Annotated in this window: 17 protein-coding genes; 9 read left to right on the forward strand and 8 right to left on the reverse strand. The window is 63.4% G+C overall.

The window, feature by feature from the left end; translation table 11 throughout:
• Positions 1-218: 218 nt before the first annotated feature.
• The 4 genes from B0T39_RS22775 to aceB all read right to left on the reverse strand — a co-directional run bounded on the left by B0T39_RS22775 (position 219) and on the right by aceB (position 4,706).
• Positions 219-830, reverse strand: coding sequence for a glutathione S-transferase (locus B0T39_RS22775; protein ID WP_081550772.1), 612 nt, complete (start codon positions 828-830; stop codon positions 219-221).
• A gap of 99 nt (positions 831-929) precedes the next feature.
• Entirely contained in the window at positions 930-1,619 is a 690-nt protein-coding gene (locus tag B0T39_RS22780; protein ID WP_081550774.1) for an SIMPL domain-containing protein, read from the reverse strand.
• A gap of 63 nt (positions 1,620-1,682) precedes the next feature.
• Positions 1,683-2,876 carry a GGDEF domain-containing protein gene (locus tag B0T39_RS22785; RefSeq protein ID WP_081550776.1) on the reverse strand — a complete coding sequence of 398 codons (1,194 nt, stop codon included), beginning with the start codon at positions 2,874-2,876 and terminating at the stop codon, positions 1,683-1,685.
• A gap of 234 nt (positions 2,877-3,110) precedes the next feature.
• Positions 3,111-4,706 (reverse strand): malate synthase A, encoded by a 1,596-nt coding sequence (gene aceB, locus B0T39_RS22790; RefSeq protein ID WP_081550778.1) that lies wholly within the window; start codon positions 4,704-4,706, stop codon positions 3,111-3,113.
• Between the two features lie 164 nt (positions 4,707-4,870).
• On the opposite strand from aceB, the gene B0T39_RS22795 reads away from it, so the two are divergent.
• The 4 genes from B0T39_RS22795 (at position 4,871) to B0T39_RS22810 (ending at position 8,559) form a co-directional block, all read left to right on the forward strand.
• Positions 4,871-5,761 (forward strand): LysR family transcriptional regulator, encoded by an 891-nt coding sequence (locus B0T39_RS22795; protein WP_081550780.1) that lies wholly within the window; start codon positions 4,871-4,873, stop codon positions 5,759-5,761.
• A gap of 4 nt (positions 5,762-5,765) precedes the next feature.
• Positions 5,766-6,227, forward strand: a complete 462-nt coding sequence (locus B0T39_RS22800; RefSeq protein ID WP_141111369.1) for a DUF4136 domain-containing protein — start codon at positions 5,766-5,768, stop codon at positions 6,225-6,227.
• Positions 6,228-6,571: 344 nt separating this feature from the next.
• Positions 6,572-7,936, forward strand: coding sequence for an amino acid permease (locus B0T39_RS22805; protein ID WP_303245589.1), 1,365 nt, complete (start codon positions 6,572-6,574; stop codon positions 7,934-7,936).
• 95 nt (positions 7,937-8,031) lie between these two features.
• Positions 8,032-8,559 carry an O-acetyl-ADP-ribose deacetylase gene (locus B0T39_RS22810; protein WP_081550786.1) on the forward strand — a complete coding sequence of 176 codons (528 nt, stop codon included), beginning with the start codon at positions 8,032-8,034 and terminating at the stop codon, positions 8,557-8,559.
• Here B0T39_RS22810 and B0T39_RS22815 read toward each other — a convergent pair.
• Entirely contained in the window at positions 8,552-9,427 is an 876-nt protein-coding gene (locus B0T39_RS22815; protein WP_081550828.1) for an ion transporter, read from the reverse strand. The genes B0T39_RS22810 and B0T39_RS22815 overlap by 8 nt on opposite strands.
• 194 nt (positions 9,428-9,621) lie before the next feature.
• On the opposite strand from B0T39_RS22815, the gene cysK reads away from it, so the two are divergent.
• Positions 9,622-10,557, forward strand: coding sequence for a cysteine synthase A (gene cysK / locus B0T39_RS22820; protein ID WP_081550788.1), 936 nt, complete (start codon positions 9,622-9,624; stop codon positions 10,555-10,557).
• A gap of 90 nt (positions 10,558-10,647) precedes the next feature.
• Complete coding sequence (locus B0T39_RS22825) at positions 10,648-11,520, forward strand: ATP-binding protein (protein WP_081550790.1); 873 nt, start codon at positions 10,648-10,650, stop codon at positions 11,518-11,520.
• Here the strand turns inward: B0T39_RS22825 and B0T39_RS22830 are convergent.
• Positions 11,515-13,221: a potassium/proton antiporter gene (locus B0T39_RS22830; RefSeq protein WP_081550830.1), complete on the reverse strand. Its 1,707-nt coding sequence runs from the start codon at positions 13,219-13,221 to the stop codon at positions 11,515-11,517. The two genes, B0T39_RS22825 and B0T39_RS22830, sit on opposite strands and share 6 nt — an antisense overlap.
• A 1,029-nt stretch (positions 13,222-14,250) precedes the next feature.
• Here B0T39_RS22830 and B0T39_RS22840 point away from each other — a divergent pair.
• From B0T39_RS22840 to B0T39_RS22850, 3 genes are all read left to right on the forward strand, one after another.
• Entirely contained in the window at positions 14,251-14,454 is a 204-nt protein-coding gene (locus B0T39_RS22840; RefSeq protein WP_019100082.1) for a hypothetical protein, read from the forward strand.
• A gap of 117 nt (positions 14,455-14,571) precedes the next feature.
• Positions 14,572-15,510, forward strand: a complete 939-nt coding sequence (locus B0T39_RS22845) for a Nudix family hydrolase (RefSeq protein ID WP_081550794.1) — start codon at positions 14,572-14,574, stop codon at positions 15,508-15,510.
• The gene (locus B0T39_RS22850; RefSeq protein ID WP_081550796.1) at positions 15,507-15,935 is read left to right on the forward strand and encodes a hypothetical protein; all 429 of its coding nucleotides are present in this window, start codon (positions 15,507-15,509) and stop codon (positions 15,933-15,935) included. Before B0T39_RS22845 ends, B0T39_RS22850 begins: the two co-directional genes overlap by 4 nt.
• A gap of 21 nt (positions 15,936-15,956) precedes the next feature.
• Here B0T39_RS22850 and B0T39_RS22855 read toward each other — a convergent pair whose 3' ends face one another.
• Positions 15,957-16,409 carry a DUF4442 domain-containing protein gene (locus tag B0T39_RS22855; RefSeq protein ID WP_081550798.1) on the reverse strand — a complete coding sequence of 151 codons (453 nt, stop codon included), beginning with the start codon at positions 16,407-16,409 and terminating at the stop codon, positions 15,957-15,959.
• 89 nt (positions 16,410-16,498) lie between these two features.
• Positions 16,499-17,011: a superoxide dismutase family protein gene (gene sodC, locus B0T39_RS22860; protein ID WP_081550800.1), complete on the reverse strand. Its 513-nt coding sequence runs from the start codon at positions 17,009-17,011 to the stop codon at positions 16,499-16,501.
• Positions 17,012-17,160: the final 149 nt, after the last annotated feature.

Raw genomic sequence — 17,160 nt, forward strand, 5'->3', positions numbered from 1 at the left:
GGTCACTGCAAGGGCGTGGACGATCCATTGAGGATCAATTTTCTGAGAAAGAGCAGAGAAATCAGGGTGTTTGTGAGCCTTGCCAACCATAGGGACGGAAATGAGTGAGTCAACATGAGCGAAGTATGAGCAAGATTCGCACCATGAAAAATGCCGTTCACTTGCTTAAGTGAACGGCATTAGGGCTTGGGCCCGGTTTTTTTTGACGGCGGCGCGGCTCAGGCGACCGGCGGCAGGGTGTCGGCGAAGGACGGCCGCGTCATCAGCCGCTCCAGCAGGCTGGCCAGATTGGGGTGGCTGTCGCGCCAGTCTATTTCCGGGAAGCGGAAATCCAGATAGCCCAGGCAGGCGCCGACGGCGATGTCCGCCAGGCTGTAGCCCACGCCGTTGCACCACTGGCGGTCGGCCAGATCGGTGGCGAGCGCGGCCAGGCCGCGGTCTATCTTGCCGCGCTGGCGGGCTATCGCCTCCGGCATCTGCTTGTCGTCCGGGCGGCGTCTTTCCAGCACGATGGCCACCGCCGCGTCGACGATGCCGTCGGCCAGCGCTTCCCAGCGCCGGGTGGCGATCAGCAGGCGGTTTTCCTGGGGAAGAATGCGCGATACCGGCGAGATGTTGTCCAGATACTCGGCGATGACGCGCGAGTCGTACAGCGTCGAGCCGTCATCCAGTTCCAGAACCGGCACCTTGCCCAGAGGATTGTAATCGCCGACGCGAGTATCCGCGTTCCGCGGCACGTCTTTCTCCAGCGGGCAGTCTATTTTCTTTTCGGCCAGCACGATGCGCACCTTGCGGGCGTAGGGGCTGGTCAACGAGGCGATCAGTTTCATGTTTCGGGTCGTTCTGGATGATGGCAGGCGAAGTGCTCGCCGGACGGATAAGGCCCGGCGAGCGACTACTTTAGCGCAATGCCGTGGCGGCTGGAAGGCTTACTTCAACTCCACCTTGCCGCTGACTTGCAGTTGCAGTTGAGATTGTCCTGGCCGCAGGTCCGGTTGCGCCACTTCTGCGTTGGCGGCCATGCCGGCAGCCTTCATCATCATAGGCGGACGGAAGATGGGGGACTGGCTGCCAATATCCAACTCTTTGATATTGCTAACATTTTTTCCGATTGCCTTGGCCGCGATCTTGGCCTGGGCTTCCAGGTTGGCGATGGCTTCCGGCAGCATGCTCTGCTCGGCTTCCTTGCGCGCCTGGTCGGACACGCTGAATTGCAGTCCTTGCAGCAACAGGTTCTGTTGCAGTTTGGCCATCAGTTCGGCGGCCTGGGTGAAGTCGCGGCTCTTCAGCTGGATTTCCACCCGGCCTTGCCAGCCCTGAATCTTGCCGTTTTTGTCGTAATTGGGCCAGGTGTTGTAGCCACCGCTGGACAGCTGCACCTTGGAGTGGTTGCGGCCCAGCGCAATGCCCTGGGCGGCGGCCTTGTTAAGCCTATTGGCCAGCACCGCCGGCTGGGTGTTGCTCATTTGCTGGTAGAAGGTGGCGCTGATCTGGTCGTTGGCCACTTCGCGCTGCGCGCTGGCGGACAGATTGAGCTGGGTGCTTTCGGCCAGCGCCGGGGCGGCGCTGACGGCGAATAGGGTTCCGAGGCAGGCAAGCAAGAGAGTTGGTTTGTTCATGTGTCGATTCCCATGACATTGTTGTCTTGATCGGAAAAGTCCGATTTGCAGTGTGTAGGCCCATCATGCCCGAGAAAAGTTTCCGACGGCATACTGCCCTTCGGCCAGTTCTATCCGGTTGCGGCCGTTGCGCTTGGCCCGATAGAGCTGGCTGTCCGCGGCGCTGAACAGGCTGGAGAGGCCGTCGTAAGGCTGCTGGCTGGTGCTGGCCACGCCGATGCTGACGCTGATGCTCAAGGGCGGGGCGGCGGCGGCCGGTTGCGGGCGCAGCGCGTCCACCGCGCGCAGGATGCGTTGCGCGACCGCGTGAGCGTCTTGCAGGCCGGTGCGCGGCAGCAGCATCACGAACTCCTCGCCGCCGTAACGGCCGACTATGTCGCCGGCGCGCGCTTGGGCGCGCAGGCAGGCGGCCAGTTGTTGCAGCACCAGGTCGCCGAACTGGTGGCCGTGGCGGTCGTTGATGCTTTTGAAGTGATCGACGTCCAAGAGCAGCAAGGCCAGCGGCTTGCGCTCTCGCCAGGCGCGGCGGCAGGCGGCCTCGGCCAGTTCGCGGAAGCCGCGCTGGTTGAGCAGATTGGTCAGGCCGTCGTGACTGGCCTGGTGCTGGGTCTGTTCCAGCGCGCGCTCGTAGCAGATGTACAGCGCGCACAAGATGAAGCTGAAGCTCAGCCAGTGCATGCCAAGCGAGCTGAGCATGGAAAAGCTCATTGAGTGCGCGTCGTAAACGTTGCCGGTCCAGATGGCGTGCACGAGGCGCGCCAGCGCCAGCAAGGCGTAAAGCAGGCTGACCGCCAGCGCCATTTTGCGGCCGGCGCCGGCAATGCGCGAGTGCCCGGGCCACAGTTCGCGCGCGGCCAGCAGCCAGGCGACCAGATAGACCAGGCAGACTGCGATGGTGAGCTGTCCCATATCGGCGGGGCCGGCCTGAAGATAGGCGGCCATGCCGGCGGCCACCAGCAACAGGCTTTGCCAGACGCGCGGACTCTTGCCGTTCAGGTGGCGGATGCCGCAGAGCGCGAGGGGATGAAACAGCATCCACAGCAGATTGTTGAACACCAATTGCGGCCACGGTGGCAGGCCGATGGGCAGCAGGCTGAACACGCCGCCCAGGCTGACGCTGGCGCCGGCCGCGCAGAAATACAGGAAGGCCTGCTCGCCGCGGTTGCGCAGCCAGAACATCGTGATGACGGCGGTCAGCGCCAGGCCGTAACCGGTGGTGCTGAGCACGGTGGCCTGAAAGTCGAGGATGCTTTGCATGTGGGAATCTGTTCAAAGTCCGCTGTGCGTCGTGAAACCTCGCGCCTTGGGCGCGGCGTCTTGTCTCGCGAGCGTTGGCCAGAGCTTGAACAGGTTCCGGGCGGGCGCGCTTTGCAAGGTGAATTATGACAAGCGGCCCATCATAGGGCCGTTGTCCATGCTCTTCAATCCGCAAAGCTACGCAGCCAGGCTGACAAATCCCGACAATCAGGCCGTCGGGATCCATTTGTCCTGTCAGGCCAGGTATTCGTACCCAGGCAGCGTCAGGAACTCGACGAAATCGTCGGAGGTGGTCAGCAGGTCGAACATCGCGGCGGCGTCGTCGTACTGGCGGGTCCAGCGCGCGCCGTACTCGGCCTTGAGCTTGGCCACTTCCGCCGCGTGCAACTGGTGGAACAGCTCGGCTGTTACTTTGCGGCCGTCGTCCAGCACGCCCTTGGGGCTGCGTATCCATTGCCAGATCTGAGAGCGGGAGATTTCTGCGGTGGCGGCGTCTTCCATCAAATTGTGGATGGGAACGCAGCCGTTGCCGGAAATCCAGGCGCCCAGGTACTGGATGCCCACATTGATGTTCATCGCCAGTCCGGCTTCGGTGATCGGTGCGTCCGGGCGGAAATCCAGCAATTCGGCGGCGCCGACCTGAACGTCCGGCCTTTGCTTGGCGATCTGGTTGGGCGCGTCGCCCAGCACTTTGCCGAAGGCCTCTGCGGCGATGGGCACCAGGCCGGGGTGCGCCACCCAGCCGCCGTCGTAACCGTCGGCGGCGTCGCGCTCCTTGTCCGCCCGGACGCCGGCCAAGGCCTTCTCATTGGCCGCCGGATCGTTCTTGATCGGAATCAGCGCCGCCATGCCGCCTATCGCCGGCGCTTCGCGACGGTGGCAGGTCTTCAGCAGTAGCAGCGCGTAGGCGCGCATAAAGGGCACGGTCATGGTGATCTGGGCGCGGTTGGCCAGACAGAAGTCGCGGTTCTGACGGAATTTCTTGATGCAACTGAAAATATAGTCCCAGCGGCCGGCGTTGAGTCCGGCGCTGTGCTCGCGCAGTTCGTACAGGATTTCGTCCATTTCGAAGGCGGCGAGTATGGTTTCGATCAGCACCGTGGCCTTGATGGTGCCCTGCGGGATGGACAGCTCCTGTTGGGCGAACACGAACACCTCGTTCCACAGCCGCGCTTCCAGATGGCTTTCCATCTTGGGCAGGTAGTAATAGGTGGCGCTGCCCACGCTGTGCAGATAGGCAATGTTGTGGAAGAAGGACAAGGCGAAGTCGAACAGCGCGCCGGAGACGATGTCGCCGTCCACCTTGAGGTGTTTTTCCATCAAATGCCAGCCTCGCGGGCGCAGCAGCAGGGTGGCGGTGTCGGCGTTGAGCCGGTATTGCTTGCCGTCCGGGTTGGCGAAGGAAATGGTCTTGCGATAGGCGTCGCGGACATTGATCTGGCCGTTGATCTGGTTGTCCCAGCTGGGGCAGTTGGAGTCCTCGAAATCCGCCATGAAGCTCTTGGCGCCGGAGTTGAGCGCATTGATCATCATCTTGCGCTCCACCGGGCCGGTGATTTCCACGCGGCGGTCCAGCAAGTCGTCCGGCAGCGGCGCGATCTTCCAGTCGCCGGCGCGGACGGCGGCGGTGTCCGGCAGGAAGTCCGGCAGCTTGCCCGCGTCCAGCTCGGTCTGGCGCGCGGCGCGGGCGGCCATCAGTTCGCGGCGTCGCGGCTCGAAGCGGCGGTGCAGCTTGGCGATGAAGGCCAGCGCGTCGTGGCTGAGAATGTCGGCGTAGGCCGGGGTGAGCGTAGCGAGGATTTCCATCCCCTGGGGAAGCGCGGCTGCCATGCTGGGACTCCTTTGCAGTATTGGGCCGGACGGGATGCGGGCGCGTCCGGACCTGGGACAGTGAAGCGGGACCTGGCTAGTCTATCTAGGCAAAGCGTAAAAAAAAATGCATATATAGACATATCATCTTTTACTTTTTGTTAGCTAATCGTAGGGCGGCCTGAATGTTGAAACAATTGGAGACCTTTGTCGCCGTGGTGTCGCAGGGCAGCTTGTCGGCCGCCGCGCGCCAGGAAGGGGTGGTGCCGGCCATCATCGGCCGGCGCATAGACGCGCTGGAGGATAGGCTGGGCGTCAAGCTCTTGACCCGCAGCACGCGCAGCCTGGCCTTGACGCAGGAGGGCGCGGCCTTTTTCGAAGACTGCCAGCGCATCCTCGCCGATCTGGAGGACGCCGAGGCGGCGGTGGCTTCCGGCAGCGGCCGCGCGCGAGGCCATTTGCGGGTATCGGCGCCGGCCGGTTTCGGCCGCAAGCACGTGGCGCCGCACATCGCGGGTTTCCAGCAACTTCACCCGGACGTCAAGGTGACGCTGGATCTGTCTGACCGGCTGGTGGACCTGCAGCGCGACCGCATCGATTGCGCGATCCGTATTTCAGACCTGGCGGATTCCTCGCTGGTGGCGATCAGGCTGGCGGAAAACCGTCGTGTAGTCGTGGCGGCGCCGGCCTATCTGGCTCGCCACGGCTTGCCGCTTCGGCTGGAGGACCTGGCCGAGCACAACTGCCTGTCGCTGGGGGAGAGCCAGAGCCGCGGCTGGGCGTTTCGGCGCGAGGGCGAGGCGGTGAACCTGCGCGTGGCTGGCCGGCTGGAGTGCAACGACGGCGCGGTGCTGCACGACTGGGCGCTGCAGGGCTTGGGTTTGGCCTGGCGCTCGCTGTGGGAAGTGAAGGACGATCTATCCGACGGTCGGCTGGTGACGGTGCTGGATGAGTTCTCCGCGCCGGACTATCCCGTATGCGCGGTGGTGCCGCAGCGACGCTTGCTGCCGGCGCGGGTGCGGCACTTCGTCGACTATCTGCGGTCAGTATATGCTGACGCGGCTTATTGGAATTGAGGCGATGAAGATGAAAACAGCGATGGCGGCGCTGCTGGCGGTGCTGGCGGCCGCTCCGGCCTGGGCCGGCGCGGGCACGGTGGGGCTGAGCTGCCTGCCGTCGGCCGGCGCCGGCGTGGACATGCGCGAATGGCTGCTGGACCGGTTGGCTTTGAAGGGAGCGGCGGTGGACGAGGCGCGGCCTCAGTGGAAGCTGTGCTTCAAGCAAAGCCAGCAGCGCCAGGTGTATTGGCCTGCGGACGGCTGGTATGCCGGCGGCTGGCGCGATTGGCGCTACGGCGGCGGCATGTACTGGTCGCCGGACTATCAGGTGAGAACGGTGCGCACGTTGGCGCTGGAGGTGGTCAACAGCGCGGACGGCGCTGTGCTGTGGCAGGGTCAGCAGGAGTTGGGCGACGGGGACAACGGGCGCCAGCAATTGGAGAACGCCGCGCGCAAATTGATAGATTTGATGCCTTTGCCATAATTTGTTTTGCGCTATGATGACGTGCAGGGTTTGCCAATGGCGGGCTATATGGGGTTTCCCGCATTGCCGGCTTCGGGCCCTACGGTACTATCGCATTCTTCCCCGGCATGAACTGCGTGGATCGGCGGCTTAAGCACCGCGCTCGACAACGGCAAGTCCTTGTTATCGCGTTTATTTAAAGCCAACGACAGACAGAGCAGCGGGGAGAGGACACAACAGATCATACAGGCCCCATCCGAGTATGAAGCGCCCGCCGGGACAGCGGGCGCTTTGTCGTTGTACCGGACGGCCGTTACGGGACAGTGAAACCAATGAGTTTGATGCGCAAAAAGAGCGTCCAGGGAATGCTGGCTACCGCTCAAACCTCGCGTGGGCTTCGCAAGGAGCTTTCCGCTTTCGACCTTACCATGCTCGGCATCGGCGCCATCATCGGCACCGGCATCTTCGTGCTGACCGGCACCGGCGCCACCGTGGCCGGCCCCGGCCTGGTGCTTTCCTTCATAATCAGCGCTTTCGCCTGCGGCTTCGCCGCGCTGTGCTACGCCGAGTTCGCCTCCATGCTGCCGGTTTCCGGCTCCACTTACACCTACGCTTACGCGACGCTGGGCGAGATGATAGCCAGGATTATAGGCTGGGACCTGCTGCTGGAATACCTGCTGGCTTCGTCGGCGGTGTCGGTGGGCTGGTCCGGCTATTTCCAGAGCCTGTTGTCCGGCTTTGGCGTGACCTTGCCCGAATACCTGACCGCCGCCGCCGGCTCCTTGCCGGGCAAGCAGACGCTGTTCAATCTGCCGGCCTTCTGCGTGGCGCTGATGATCACCGCCTTGTTGGCCTTCGGCATCAAGGAGTCCAAGCGCGTCAACAATGTGGTGGTGCTGATCAAGGTGGGCGTGGTGTTGCTGTTCATCGGCATCGGCGTGTGGCACGTCAAGCCGGTGAACTGGCAGCCGGCGCTGCCCTTCGGCTTTTCCGGCGTGTTCCACGGCGCCGCCATCGTGTTCTTCAGCTTCATCGGCTTCGACGCGGTGACCTGCGCCGCCGAGGAAGTGAAGAACCCGGCCAAGGACATCCCGCGGGGGGTGATCTGGTCGCTGGGCGTGTGCTCGCTGCTCTATGTGGTGGTGGCGGCCATCATGACCGGCATCGTGCCTTATATGCAGTTCGCCGGCGTAGACCACCCGGTGTCGCTGGCCTTGCAAGTGGCCAAGCTTGACTGGTTCGCCGGCTTTGTCGACCTGGGCGCCATCCTGGGCATGATGACGGTGATTCTGGTGATGACCTACGGTCAGACTCGCATCCTGTTCGCCATGTCGCGCGACGGCCTGCTGCCCAAGATCTTCTCCGAGGTGAACCCTAAGTACGGCACGCCGTACAAGGCTACCTGGCTTATCGGCAGCATCATCGCCTTGCTGGCCGGCTTTGTGCCGCTGCACACTCTGGCGGAATTGGTGAACATCGGCACGCTGGCCGCCTTTACCCTGATCGCCTTGTCGGTGATCGTGCTGCGCAAGCGCGAACCCAATCTGCCGCGCAAATTCGTTTGCCCAGGCGTGCCCTACATCCCGACGCTGGCCATTCTGTGCTGCGGCTTTCTGATGACCCAGCTGTCGTTGCTGACTTGGCTGTGTTTCATGGCTTGGCTGTTGATAGGCCTGGTGGTGTACTTTGGGTATTCGCGGCGGAATTCGCTGTTGAACAATCCCGCCTGAGGCGGAGCGTGAAAAAGCCGGCTTTAGCCGGCTTTTTTTGCGCTCGCGGCCGGCTGCGGGCGGATAATGGCGGCAGGGACGGAGGAGGAGAAACGATGGAAGCGAAGACCGAATTGACGGTATGGCAGGGCGACATCACCACGCTGGCGCTGGACGCCATCGTTAACGCCGCCAACGCCAGCTTGCTGGGCGGCGGCGGCGTGGACGGGGCCATTCACCGCGCCGCGGGGCCGGAGCTGCTGGCGGAATGCCTGACCTTGAACGGCTGCCGCGTCGGCGAGGCCAAGCTGACCGCCGGCTACCGGCTGCCGGCGCGGCATGTGATTCATACGGTGGGGCCGATGTGGCAAGGCGGCGCTCAGGGAGAGGCGGAGTCGCTGGCCGCCTGCTACCGCAACAGCCTGGCGCTGGCGGCGCGGCACGGGCTGGCCAGCATCGCCTTCCCGGCGATCAGCTGCGGCGTTTACGGCTATCCGGCCACAGAGGCCAGCGATATCGCGGTTGGCACCGTTCGTCAGTGGCTGGCGCAAGAGCAGCATACGTTGCGGCGCGTGCTGCTGGTGGCCTTCGACGACGCGATGGCCGGCCGCTACCGACGCTTGTTGGCCGGCGAGGCTAGCTGACCTCGCCCTTGGACGGGCGCGGCAACTGACCGCCGCAGTGTTTGCAGAAGCGCGCGTCCCAGTCGTGGCCCTCGGTGAAGCAGTGAGGGCACAGGCGGGTACCGGACACGGCTTCCGCGGTCTTGATCTTGGCGCCGCTGCCGCGCGCGATTTCGGCGGTGACTATGCCGGTGGGCACCGCGATGATGCCGTAGCCGGTGATCATCACCACGCTGGCCAGCGCCTGGCCCAGCGGCGTCTTGGGCGTGATGTCGCCGAAGCCCACCGTGGTCAGCGTGACGATGGCCCAGTAAATGCTGACCGGGATGCTGGTGTAGCCGTGTTCCGGGCCTTCGATCACGAACATCATCGTGCCCAGGATCACCACCAGCAAGACCACGGTGACCAGAAACACCGTAATCTTGCGCCGGCTGGCCAGCATCGCCCGTTTCAGCTCGCTGGCCTCGCCTATGTAGCGGGTCAGTTTGAGGATGCGGAACATGCGCAACAGGCGCAGGATGCGGATATCGGCCAGGAAGCGGCTTTCCGGGATGAATAGCCCAAGATACAGCGGCAGCACCGACAGCAGGTCGATGATGCCGAAGAAGCTCTTCACATAGCGCATCGGCTTGTGGATGCAGATCAGCCGCAAGGCGTACTCGATAGTGAACAGAATGGTGAAACACCAGTCTAGTATCTTGAGTTGAGCGCCCCAGGCCGCTTGTATGCTTTGCACGCTCTCCAGAATCACTGTCAGTACCGACAGCAGGATGGCGACGATCAGCGCCAGGTCGAAGATGCGGCCCGGCCGGGTGTCTGCCTCGTAAATGATGATGTAGAGCTTTCGGCGCCAGCCGGTGAGCGGGATCAGGGTTTCCTGTGTGGGCATAAGCGGGAAGTGGGCCTCGGTCTGCGGGTGGTGGGCAATGGTTTCAGTGTAGTTGCCGGACCGCGGCGCGCGCGGGGCCGGCTGAGACTGCCAAGTTTGTCGATTATAAGCAAACAATATTTTGGTTCGTTGCTCAGCTTGTTTATGATGCTGGGTAATATGGTTTTCTTCAAAACTGTCTGTGGAGAATAAAGATGCGAATTGCCAATGCTGTGACGGATTTGATCGGCAACACCCCGCTGGTGCGGCTTAACCGAGTGACCGACGGCTGCGGCGCCACCGTGGTCGCCAAACTGGAGTTCTTCAACCCGGCTCACAGCGTCAAGGACCGCATCGCGGTGGCGATGATCGACGCTGCCGAGCAGGCCGGCAAGATCGGCCCGGACACCACCATCGTCGAACCCACCTCCGGCAATACCGGCATCGGCCTGGCCATGGTCTGCGCCGCGCGCGGCTATAAGCTGGTGATCACCATGCCGGAAACCATGAGCCGGGAACGCCGTCAACTGCTGCGCGCCTACGGCGCCGAGTTGATCCTGACCCCGGGACCCGACGGCATGGGCGGCGCCATCGCCAAGGCGCGCGAACTGGTGGAGCAGAATCCGGACAGCCACTTCATGCCGCAGCAGTTTGAGAACCCGGCCAACCCGGCCATCCACCGCAACACCACCGCCGAAGAAGTATGGAAGGACACCGACGGCCAGGTCGACATCTTCGTCGCCGGCGTCGGCACCGGCGGCACCATCACCGGCGTGGGCGAAGTACTGAAGGCGCGCAAGCCCGGCGTGCGCATCGTAGCGGTGGAGCCGGACGCGTCTCCGGTGCTGTCCGGCGGCCCCAAAGGCCCGCACCCGATCCAGGGCATAGGCGCAGGCTTTGTGCCGGCCATCCTCAACACCGGCATTTACGATGAAATCATCCGGGTGAAGAATGAGGACTCGATGGAAACCGCGCGCGCGGTGGCGGCTCGCGAAGGCCTGCTGGTGGGCATTTCCTCCGGCGCGGCGGTGTGGGCGGCGCTGGAGCTGGCCAAGCGTCCGGAAAACGCCGGCAAGCTGATCGTGGTGGTGATTCCTTCTTTCGGCGAGCGCTATTTGTCCACGCCGCTGTTCCAGCATCTGGCGGATTAAGCGCCCGCGGCCGGCGTGGCCGCGACATCGACAGCCTGGCGGCTTTCTGCCAGGCTGTTTGTTTTTGTCGTTTCGCATCGAGGGGAAATCATGGAGCAGTTGCAAGCTTTTCTGACCCGCGCCGAAGCCATGCTGGCGCGCTTGGAGCCCTTGCTGCCGCCGGCGCGGCCGGAGCCGGACTGGAGCGCGAAGGCCTTCCGCTGGCAGCGCCAGGGCATGGCCGGCTGGCTGGAGGCGGTGGCGGAGCCGCACGCGCCGGAATTGGAGCGGCTGACCCATATCGACGCCCAGCGCGCGCAGCTGCTGCGCAACACCCGCCAGTTCGTCAAGGGGCGGCCGGCCAACAACGTGCTGCTCACCGGCGCGCGCGGCACAGGCAAATCCTCGCTGGTCAAGGCGCTGCTGCCGGAGTTCGCCGCCAAGGGCCTGCGTCTCGTCGAAGTGGACAAGGCGCAACTGGGGGATTTGAACCGCATCGTCGAGCTGGTGGCTGGGCGCAAGGAGCGCTTCATCCTGTTTTGCGATGATTTGTCCTTCGAGCAGGGCGACGACGCCTACAAGGCGCTGAAGACCGCGCTGGACGGCGGCCTGGCGCGCCGCGTCGACAATGTGCTGGTGTACGCCACCTCCAACCGCCGCCATCTGATGCCGGAAAAGATGAGCGAAAACCGCGAAGGCTGGGTGCAGGACGGCGAAATCCATCCGGGGGAGGCGATTGAGGAGAAGGTGTCGTTGTCGGACCGCTTCGGTTTGTGGCTGTCCTTCTACCCGTTCGATCAGGACGCCTACCTGGCGGCGGCGTCCGAATGGCTGGCGCATTTTGGCCTGAAGCTGGACGCCGAGGCGGAAAAGGCCGCGCTGCACTGGAGTCATCTGCGCGGCAGCCGCTCCGGCCGCGTCGCCTGGCAGTTCGCCTGCGATTGGGCCGGGCGCAGCGCCAAGGAGCGCAAGGCCTTGCTATGACTTCAAATAGCGCAGGCCCACGCTCTTGACCTGGCCGTTGGCGGCGGCGCGGATCACCATCTCCAGCCGGTCCAGCCGCAGCACGTCGCCGGCCACCAGCGGATAGCCGCAAGCGCGTTTGCAGTATTCTGCGATGCTGTCGGCGCGGTCGCGTTCGCTCAGCGTCAGGCCGTAGCTGTCGGCCAGATCGGCCAGACGCGCCAGCCCGGATACGGTGAAGTAGCCGTAATAAGGATCGTCTCCGGGTGGGTGAAAGGCCTCGCCGGCCGTCTCCAGCGCCGGGCCGGGGCCGATCAGGCAGGCCCAGTCGCCGGCGCGCAGCGTCTGGCGCGCCGCCGGCTCAAGCGCTTGTTCATCGCGATACAGCGCCGCCAGCCGCACGCCGCTGGGCAAGGCCAGTTCGCCGGCCAGTTGGCCTTCGGCCGGGCTATCAGCACGCACCAGGCAGGAGGCGGCCTCGTAGCGGGCTTCCTGGCCGCTGACCACGGGCACCCGGTGTTCGACGTCCGGCCGCGCCGGCAGCTTCAGCTTCAATTTCTCCGCCAGCGGCGCGATGGTCCAGCCTTGGAACAGCAGCGACATCATCACCACGAAGAAGGCCACGTTGAAGAACAGTTGGCTATTGGGCAGGCCGGCCATCAGCGGAAAAATGGCCAGAATCACCGGCACCGCGCCGCGCAGGCCCACCCAGCTCATGAACAGCTTTTCCGCCTTGGGCACCGGAAAGGGCAGCATGCACAGCCACACCGCCAGCGGCCGCGCCACCAGCATCAGCACGATGGAGATCGCCAGCGCGTAGGGCGCCACCGGCAGTAGATTGGACGGCGTCACCAATAGCCCCAGCACCAGGAACATGGTCACCTGAGCCAGCCAGGCGTAGCCGTCGTGGATGTTCAATAGATTGGGCAGGTCCGCCACCCGGGCGTTGCCCACCACGATGCCGGCCAGATAGATGGCGAGGAAGCCGCTGCCGCCGGCCGCGGTGGTCAGGCTGAACAGCGCGCCTGCGGTGCCCAAACTGAACAGCGCCAGCATCGCGCCGCGCGGACCCAGCCGTTGGAACAGCCAAACCATGGCTTTGCCGCCGGCCCAGCCGGCCAGCGCGCCCAGGCCCATTTGCTTGACGAACAGCCACAACATGGAAGCGACGCCGGCGTCTTGGCCCTGCTGGCCCAGCACCCCGATCAGCGCCGAGGTCAGGAACACCGCCATCGGGTCATTGCTGCCGGATTCTATCTCCAGCGCGCTGCCGACGCGGCGGTTGATTTCCAGGCCGCGTCCGGACAGGAGCGCGAACACCGCGGCGGCGTCGGTGGAGCCGACGATGGCGCCGATCAGCAAGCCTTCCAGCCAGCTGAGGTTGAGCACCCAGGCGGCGAACAGGCCTGTCACGCCCGTGGTGATCAATACCCCCAGCGTGGCGAGCACCCCGGCCGGCTTCAGGCTGATCCGGAAGCTGTCCTGGCGCGTGCGCAGCCCACCGTCGAACAGGATCACCACCAGGGCGATGGTGCCGATCACATAGCTGAGCTGGTAGTTGCCGAACGCGATTTTGCCGGGGCCGTCCTCGCCGGCCAACATGCCCAAGGCCAGGAAGACCAGGAGCAGCGGCGCGCCGAAGCGGGAGGCGATGGAGGACACCACCAGGCTGGCGAGGAATACCAGCGAGCCGGCCAGGATGAGTGAGTTTAAGGTGTCCAAGTGCATGCTCCTTCGGCGGGATGGGGGAGTTCGTGACGAAATCGATCAAGCCCGTAGGCGGAGCGCGGATGGTCTGCCTTGTGTCGCTACGCGATGAAATGACAAACGGGATAAATATGCAGATTTCGCAGGTTTACAGTGCTAATGGTAACACTTTGAGACTTATCAGCCGCGCTTGAAACCGGCAATTGACTCATTTTTTTGCGGTTTTACCGCTTATTATGAATTTTTCTGGCTTGGCAACATTGCCGAATATATGACTTGATATTTATTTTTTGTTAAATGCAATGTATATTTGTTTTGCATTTTGTATAATTATATTTATGACATATAAATAGGTTGGGGTGGGTATGTACTGTTCGTAAAATTGCCTTGCTGGCTGTGGGCCTGTGCATCTCCTGGATGGCTTTTGCTGCCATGGCTCCTTGGTACAGATGGGAAAGCAAGTTCGACGGCCATCTGGTGTGCTCGCAATTCTCCTATGGACCGGGTTGGGTTTTGTTCAATGACATTCCTTACAAAGACGCAGGCTGCCGCATTCAAGGCCGTCCGGGCTGATTAGGCTCGCTGCTAGGCCTTGGCAGCGTTGCTCTTGGCGCGCGGTCCTGTTTGTTCAATACGGCGCCGCGTGTTGAGGCCGACGATTTCAGTCCAGAACTAAGAACCTGTTTACGATCTGCTGCGCGTCGGCGATACGGCGTTGAAACCGAGCTCAGAATGCTCATGTACCACGCGTACATTCCGCTTTTTCGCTCGTTTTCGCCTTGTCTCGCCTTAGCTCGCGAGATCGTAAACACGTTCTATGGACGTAATTTTTAAGAACGGTGAAAAACAAGGGCGCTGAGGCGCCCTTAATTATTGGATGTTGCGGGGAGGGGCGGACAGGTCTTGGAGCTGTCCTTTGTGCGAAGCGATACGGCGCACTTTATGCCAAGGGTATTGTGCTGTATATTTGTTTGGCATTTTGTGCGCATGGTGACAGTTGGGTCTGGGCCATGCTTTTCTTCACTTTGTTCTGAGGTACGCACGATGACTCGCAAAATCATTCTGGCCCTGGCGGCCTTGTCTTTTCCCTTGATGACTTTGGCCGCTCCCGCCCCTTGGTATCTGTGGCAGAGCAAGATCGACGGCAAGCTTGCCTGCTCGCAATTCTCTTTGGGGCCGGGCTGGACGCAGTTCAGCTCCCAGCCCTATAAGGACGCGGGTTGCACCAAGCCGGGCCGCCCGGGCTGAGACAAGCTTGAATCCATTAAGGGCGCCGCGGCGCCCTTATTGCTGGGTGGCGCTTGGGGTAGAATGCGCTGCCGGCCGCCGAGAGCCGGGATGATATTCACCGGGCAAGACCAAGCAATGAGCGACAGCAAGATCATAGAGGTAGTGGCCGGCGCGCTGATGCGGCCGGATGGCAGTTTCATGCTGGGCAGCCGGCCGGAGGGCAAACCCTACGCCGGTTATTGGGAGTTTCCCGGCGGCAAGGTGGAGCCGGGCGAGAGCGGCGAGCAGGCGCTGGCGCGAGAGCTGTATGAGGAAATGGGCATTGAGATGGAGGCCGCGACGCCGTGGCTGACCAAGGTCCACCATTATGAACATGCTTCGGTGCGGCTGCGTTTCTTCCGGGTCTGGTCCTGGCGCGGCGAGCCGCAGTCGCGGGAAGGCCAGCGCTTCGCTTGGCAGACGCCGGGCGCGTGCACGGTGCAACCCATGCTGCCGGCCAACGGGCCCATTCTCAAATCGCTGGAATTGCCGGCGGCTTATGCGATCAGCTGCGCGCACGAGATCGGCGTCGACGCCCAATTGCGGCGGCTGGAGCAGGGGCCAGCCTGGAGCATGGTGCAGATCCGCGAGCCGGGGATGCCGCGCGCGGAACTGGCCGACTTTGTCGCCAAGGCGGCGGCTATCGTTCATGGCCGCGGCGGCAAGCTGCTGGTCAATGCCGATCCGGCCTGGGCGGCGGAATGGCCGGTGGACGGCGTGCATCTGAACGCCGCGCGGCTGGCCTCGCTGACGGAGCGCCCTGCGTTCGCCTGGGTGGGGGCGTCGGCGCATGATGCGGCGCAAGTGGCGCGGATCGGAGAGCTGGGCCTGGACTACGCCTTGCTCGGCCATGTGGCGGCTACCTCCAGTCATCCCGGCGCGGCGCCCTTGGGTTGGGACGGTTTCCTGCAGTGCCTGGCCGCCGGCGCGCCCGCGCCGGTCTACGCGCTGGGGGGCATGAGTCTGGACGATCTGGATGCCGCCCGCCGTCATGGCGCGCACGGCGTCGCCTTGATGCGGGGAGCTTGGCGATGAACGCCAAGCAGCGTAAATGGCTGGCTCTGGGCGGCGCCTTGTTGCTGTTGGCCAGCCTCAAGTTCAGCTTGATCTACCGCTGGTACGGCGAGCGGCAAGCGGTCAAGCCGTCGCCCTTGGCCTGCGTCGCCGGCCGGCCATCCTGTGATCTGCCCGACGGCGGTGTCTGGCGTTTCGCGTCGCCGCCGCAAAACGGCAAGCCGTTCGAGATTCGCTTGGAAGGCGTCGCGGCGCGGGAAGCGCCGCAGGTGGAGTTTAATATGGCCGACATGGATATGGGCTTCAATCGCTACACCTTTGTGCGCGACGGCGCGGATTGGAAGGCCGTGGTCACCCTGCCGCTGTGCGTCAGCGGCAGCCGCGACTGGCTGGCCGCCTTGAGCCTGGACGGCAAGCGCTACCTGCTGCCGTTTTCCACGCATTGAACAGCGGGGCGGCGCGCCGTCTCATCTTTTCTTGCGCTTGATGTACAGCGTCTTGAATACCCTCGCCACCAACTCGCCCTGCTGATCCAGAACATCCACCTGTAATTTAGGCAGGTATTTGTCTCCGGCGGCGGTGTGCAGTCTGATCTCCTCCATCATGGCGGGCTCCAGCCGGAAATGCGCGCGCACCGTGCCGCGGCCCGGTTTGACGTAGTCTATGCTGCCGCTTTTGTCCCACACATAGTAGTCCCGTCCCAACTGGCGCATCAGCATCAGCATGAAGAAGGGGTCGGTCATCGCGTACAGGCTGCCGCCGAAATGGGTGCCGACGTAGTTGCGATTGCTGAAGCCCAGCTTCAGCCGCACTTCGATATCGCTGAAGTCGGCGGTCAGCCGCTTGACGCGGATGCCGGCTCCCAAGAAGGGCGGCCATAAATTGAGTAAAAGTCTGAAGAGCCAGGCGGGTGGTTTCATTGTATTAAAACAGTCGTTTGAATTCGATCATCGTCAATAAAAAAACCGGCCTTGTCAATCGCGCCGGTTTTTCTTTGTCGAGGACGGGTTTATTTGACCACGCCGCAGACCATGCGCGCGCCGCCGCCGCCCAGCGGCTGGGGGTGATCGCTGTGATTGTCGCCGCCGACATGCACCATCAGCGCGTGTCCGGAGAAGTCCGCCGCTTTCAAGCGCGGCGCCAGCACGGGATAGTTCGCCTTGCCGTCGGCGCCCACGTACAGCGCGGGCAGGTCGCCCTTGTGGCCTTGGCCGTATGGGCCGGCGTGGGCGCCGGTTTTGTCCGGATCCCAGTGGCCGCCGGCCGCGCCGGCCGGCGTGGCCGCGCCGTTGACGCCGACGGACGGCGCGCAGGAAGGTTTCTCATGTACGTGGAAACCGTGCAGGCCCGGCGGCAGTTTTTCAAGATTGGGCGTCAGCAGCGCGCCGTAGGGCGTGTCCTCGATGACGATGCTGCCGGCCGGGCCGGCATTGCCCTTGGCGTCGACGAAGGACAATTCCACGCTTTGGGCCAGGGCCAGAGCGGGCAGACAGCACAGCATGGCGGATAGGGTGCGTAACATGGGGCGGTTCTCCGTGTAGGGCGGGGGAGGGATCAAGACTCCGATTGTGCCATTTTGCTTCCTGTTTGGAGCCTGGCTGTTAGAACCTGTTTACGATCTGCTGTGCGTTGTGGAACGTGACAGGGTGAGCGCCCTTTCGAACGGCTCAG

This window comes from Chromobacterium haemolyticum, from assembly GCF_002081825.1.
Classification (GTDB): domain Bacteria; phylum Pseudomonadota; class Gammaproteobacteria; order Burkholderiales; family Chromobacteriaceae; genus Chromobacterium; species Chromobacterium fluminis.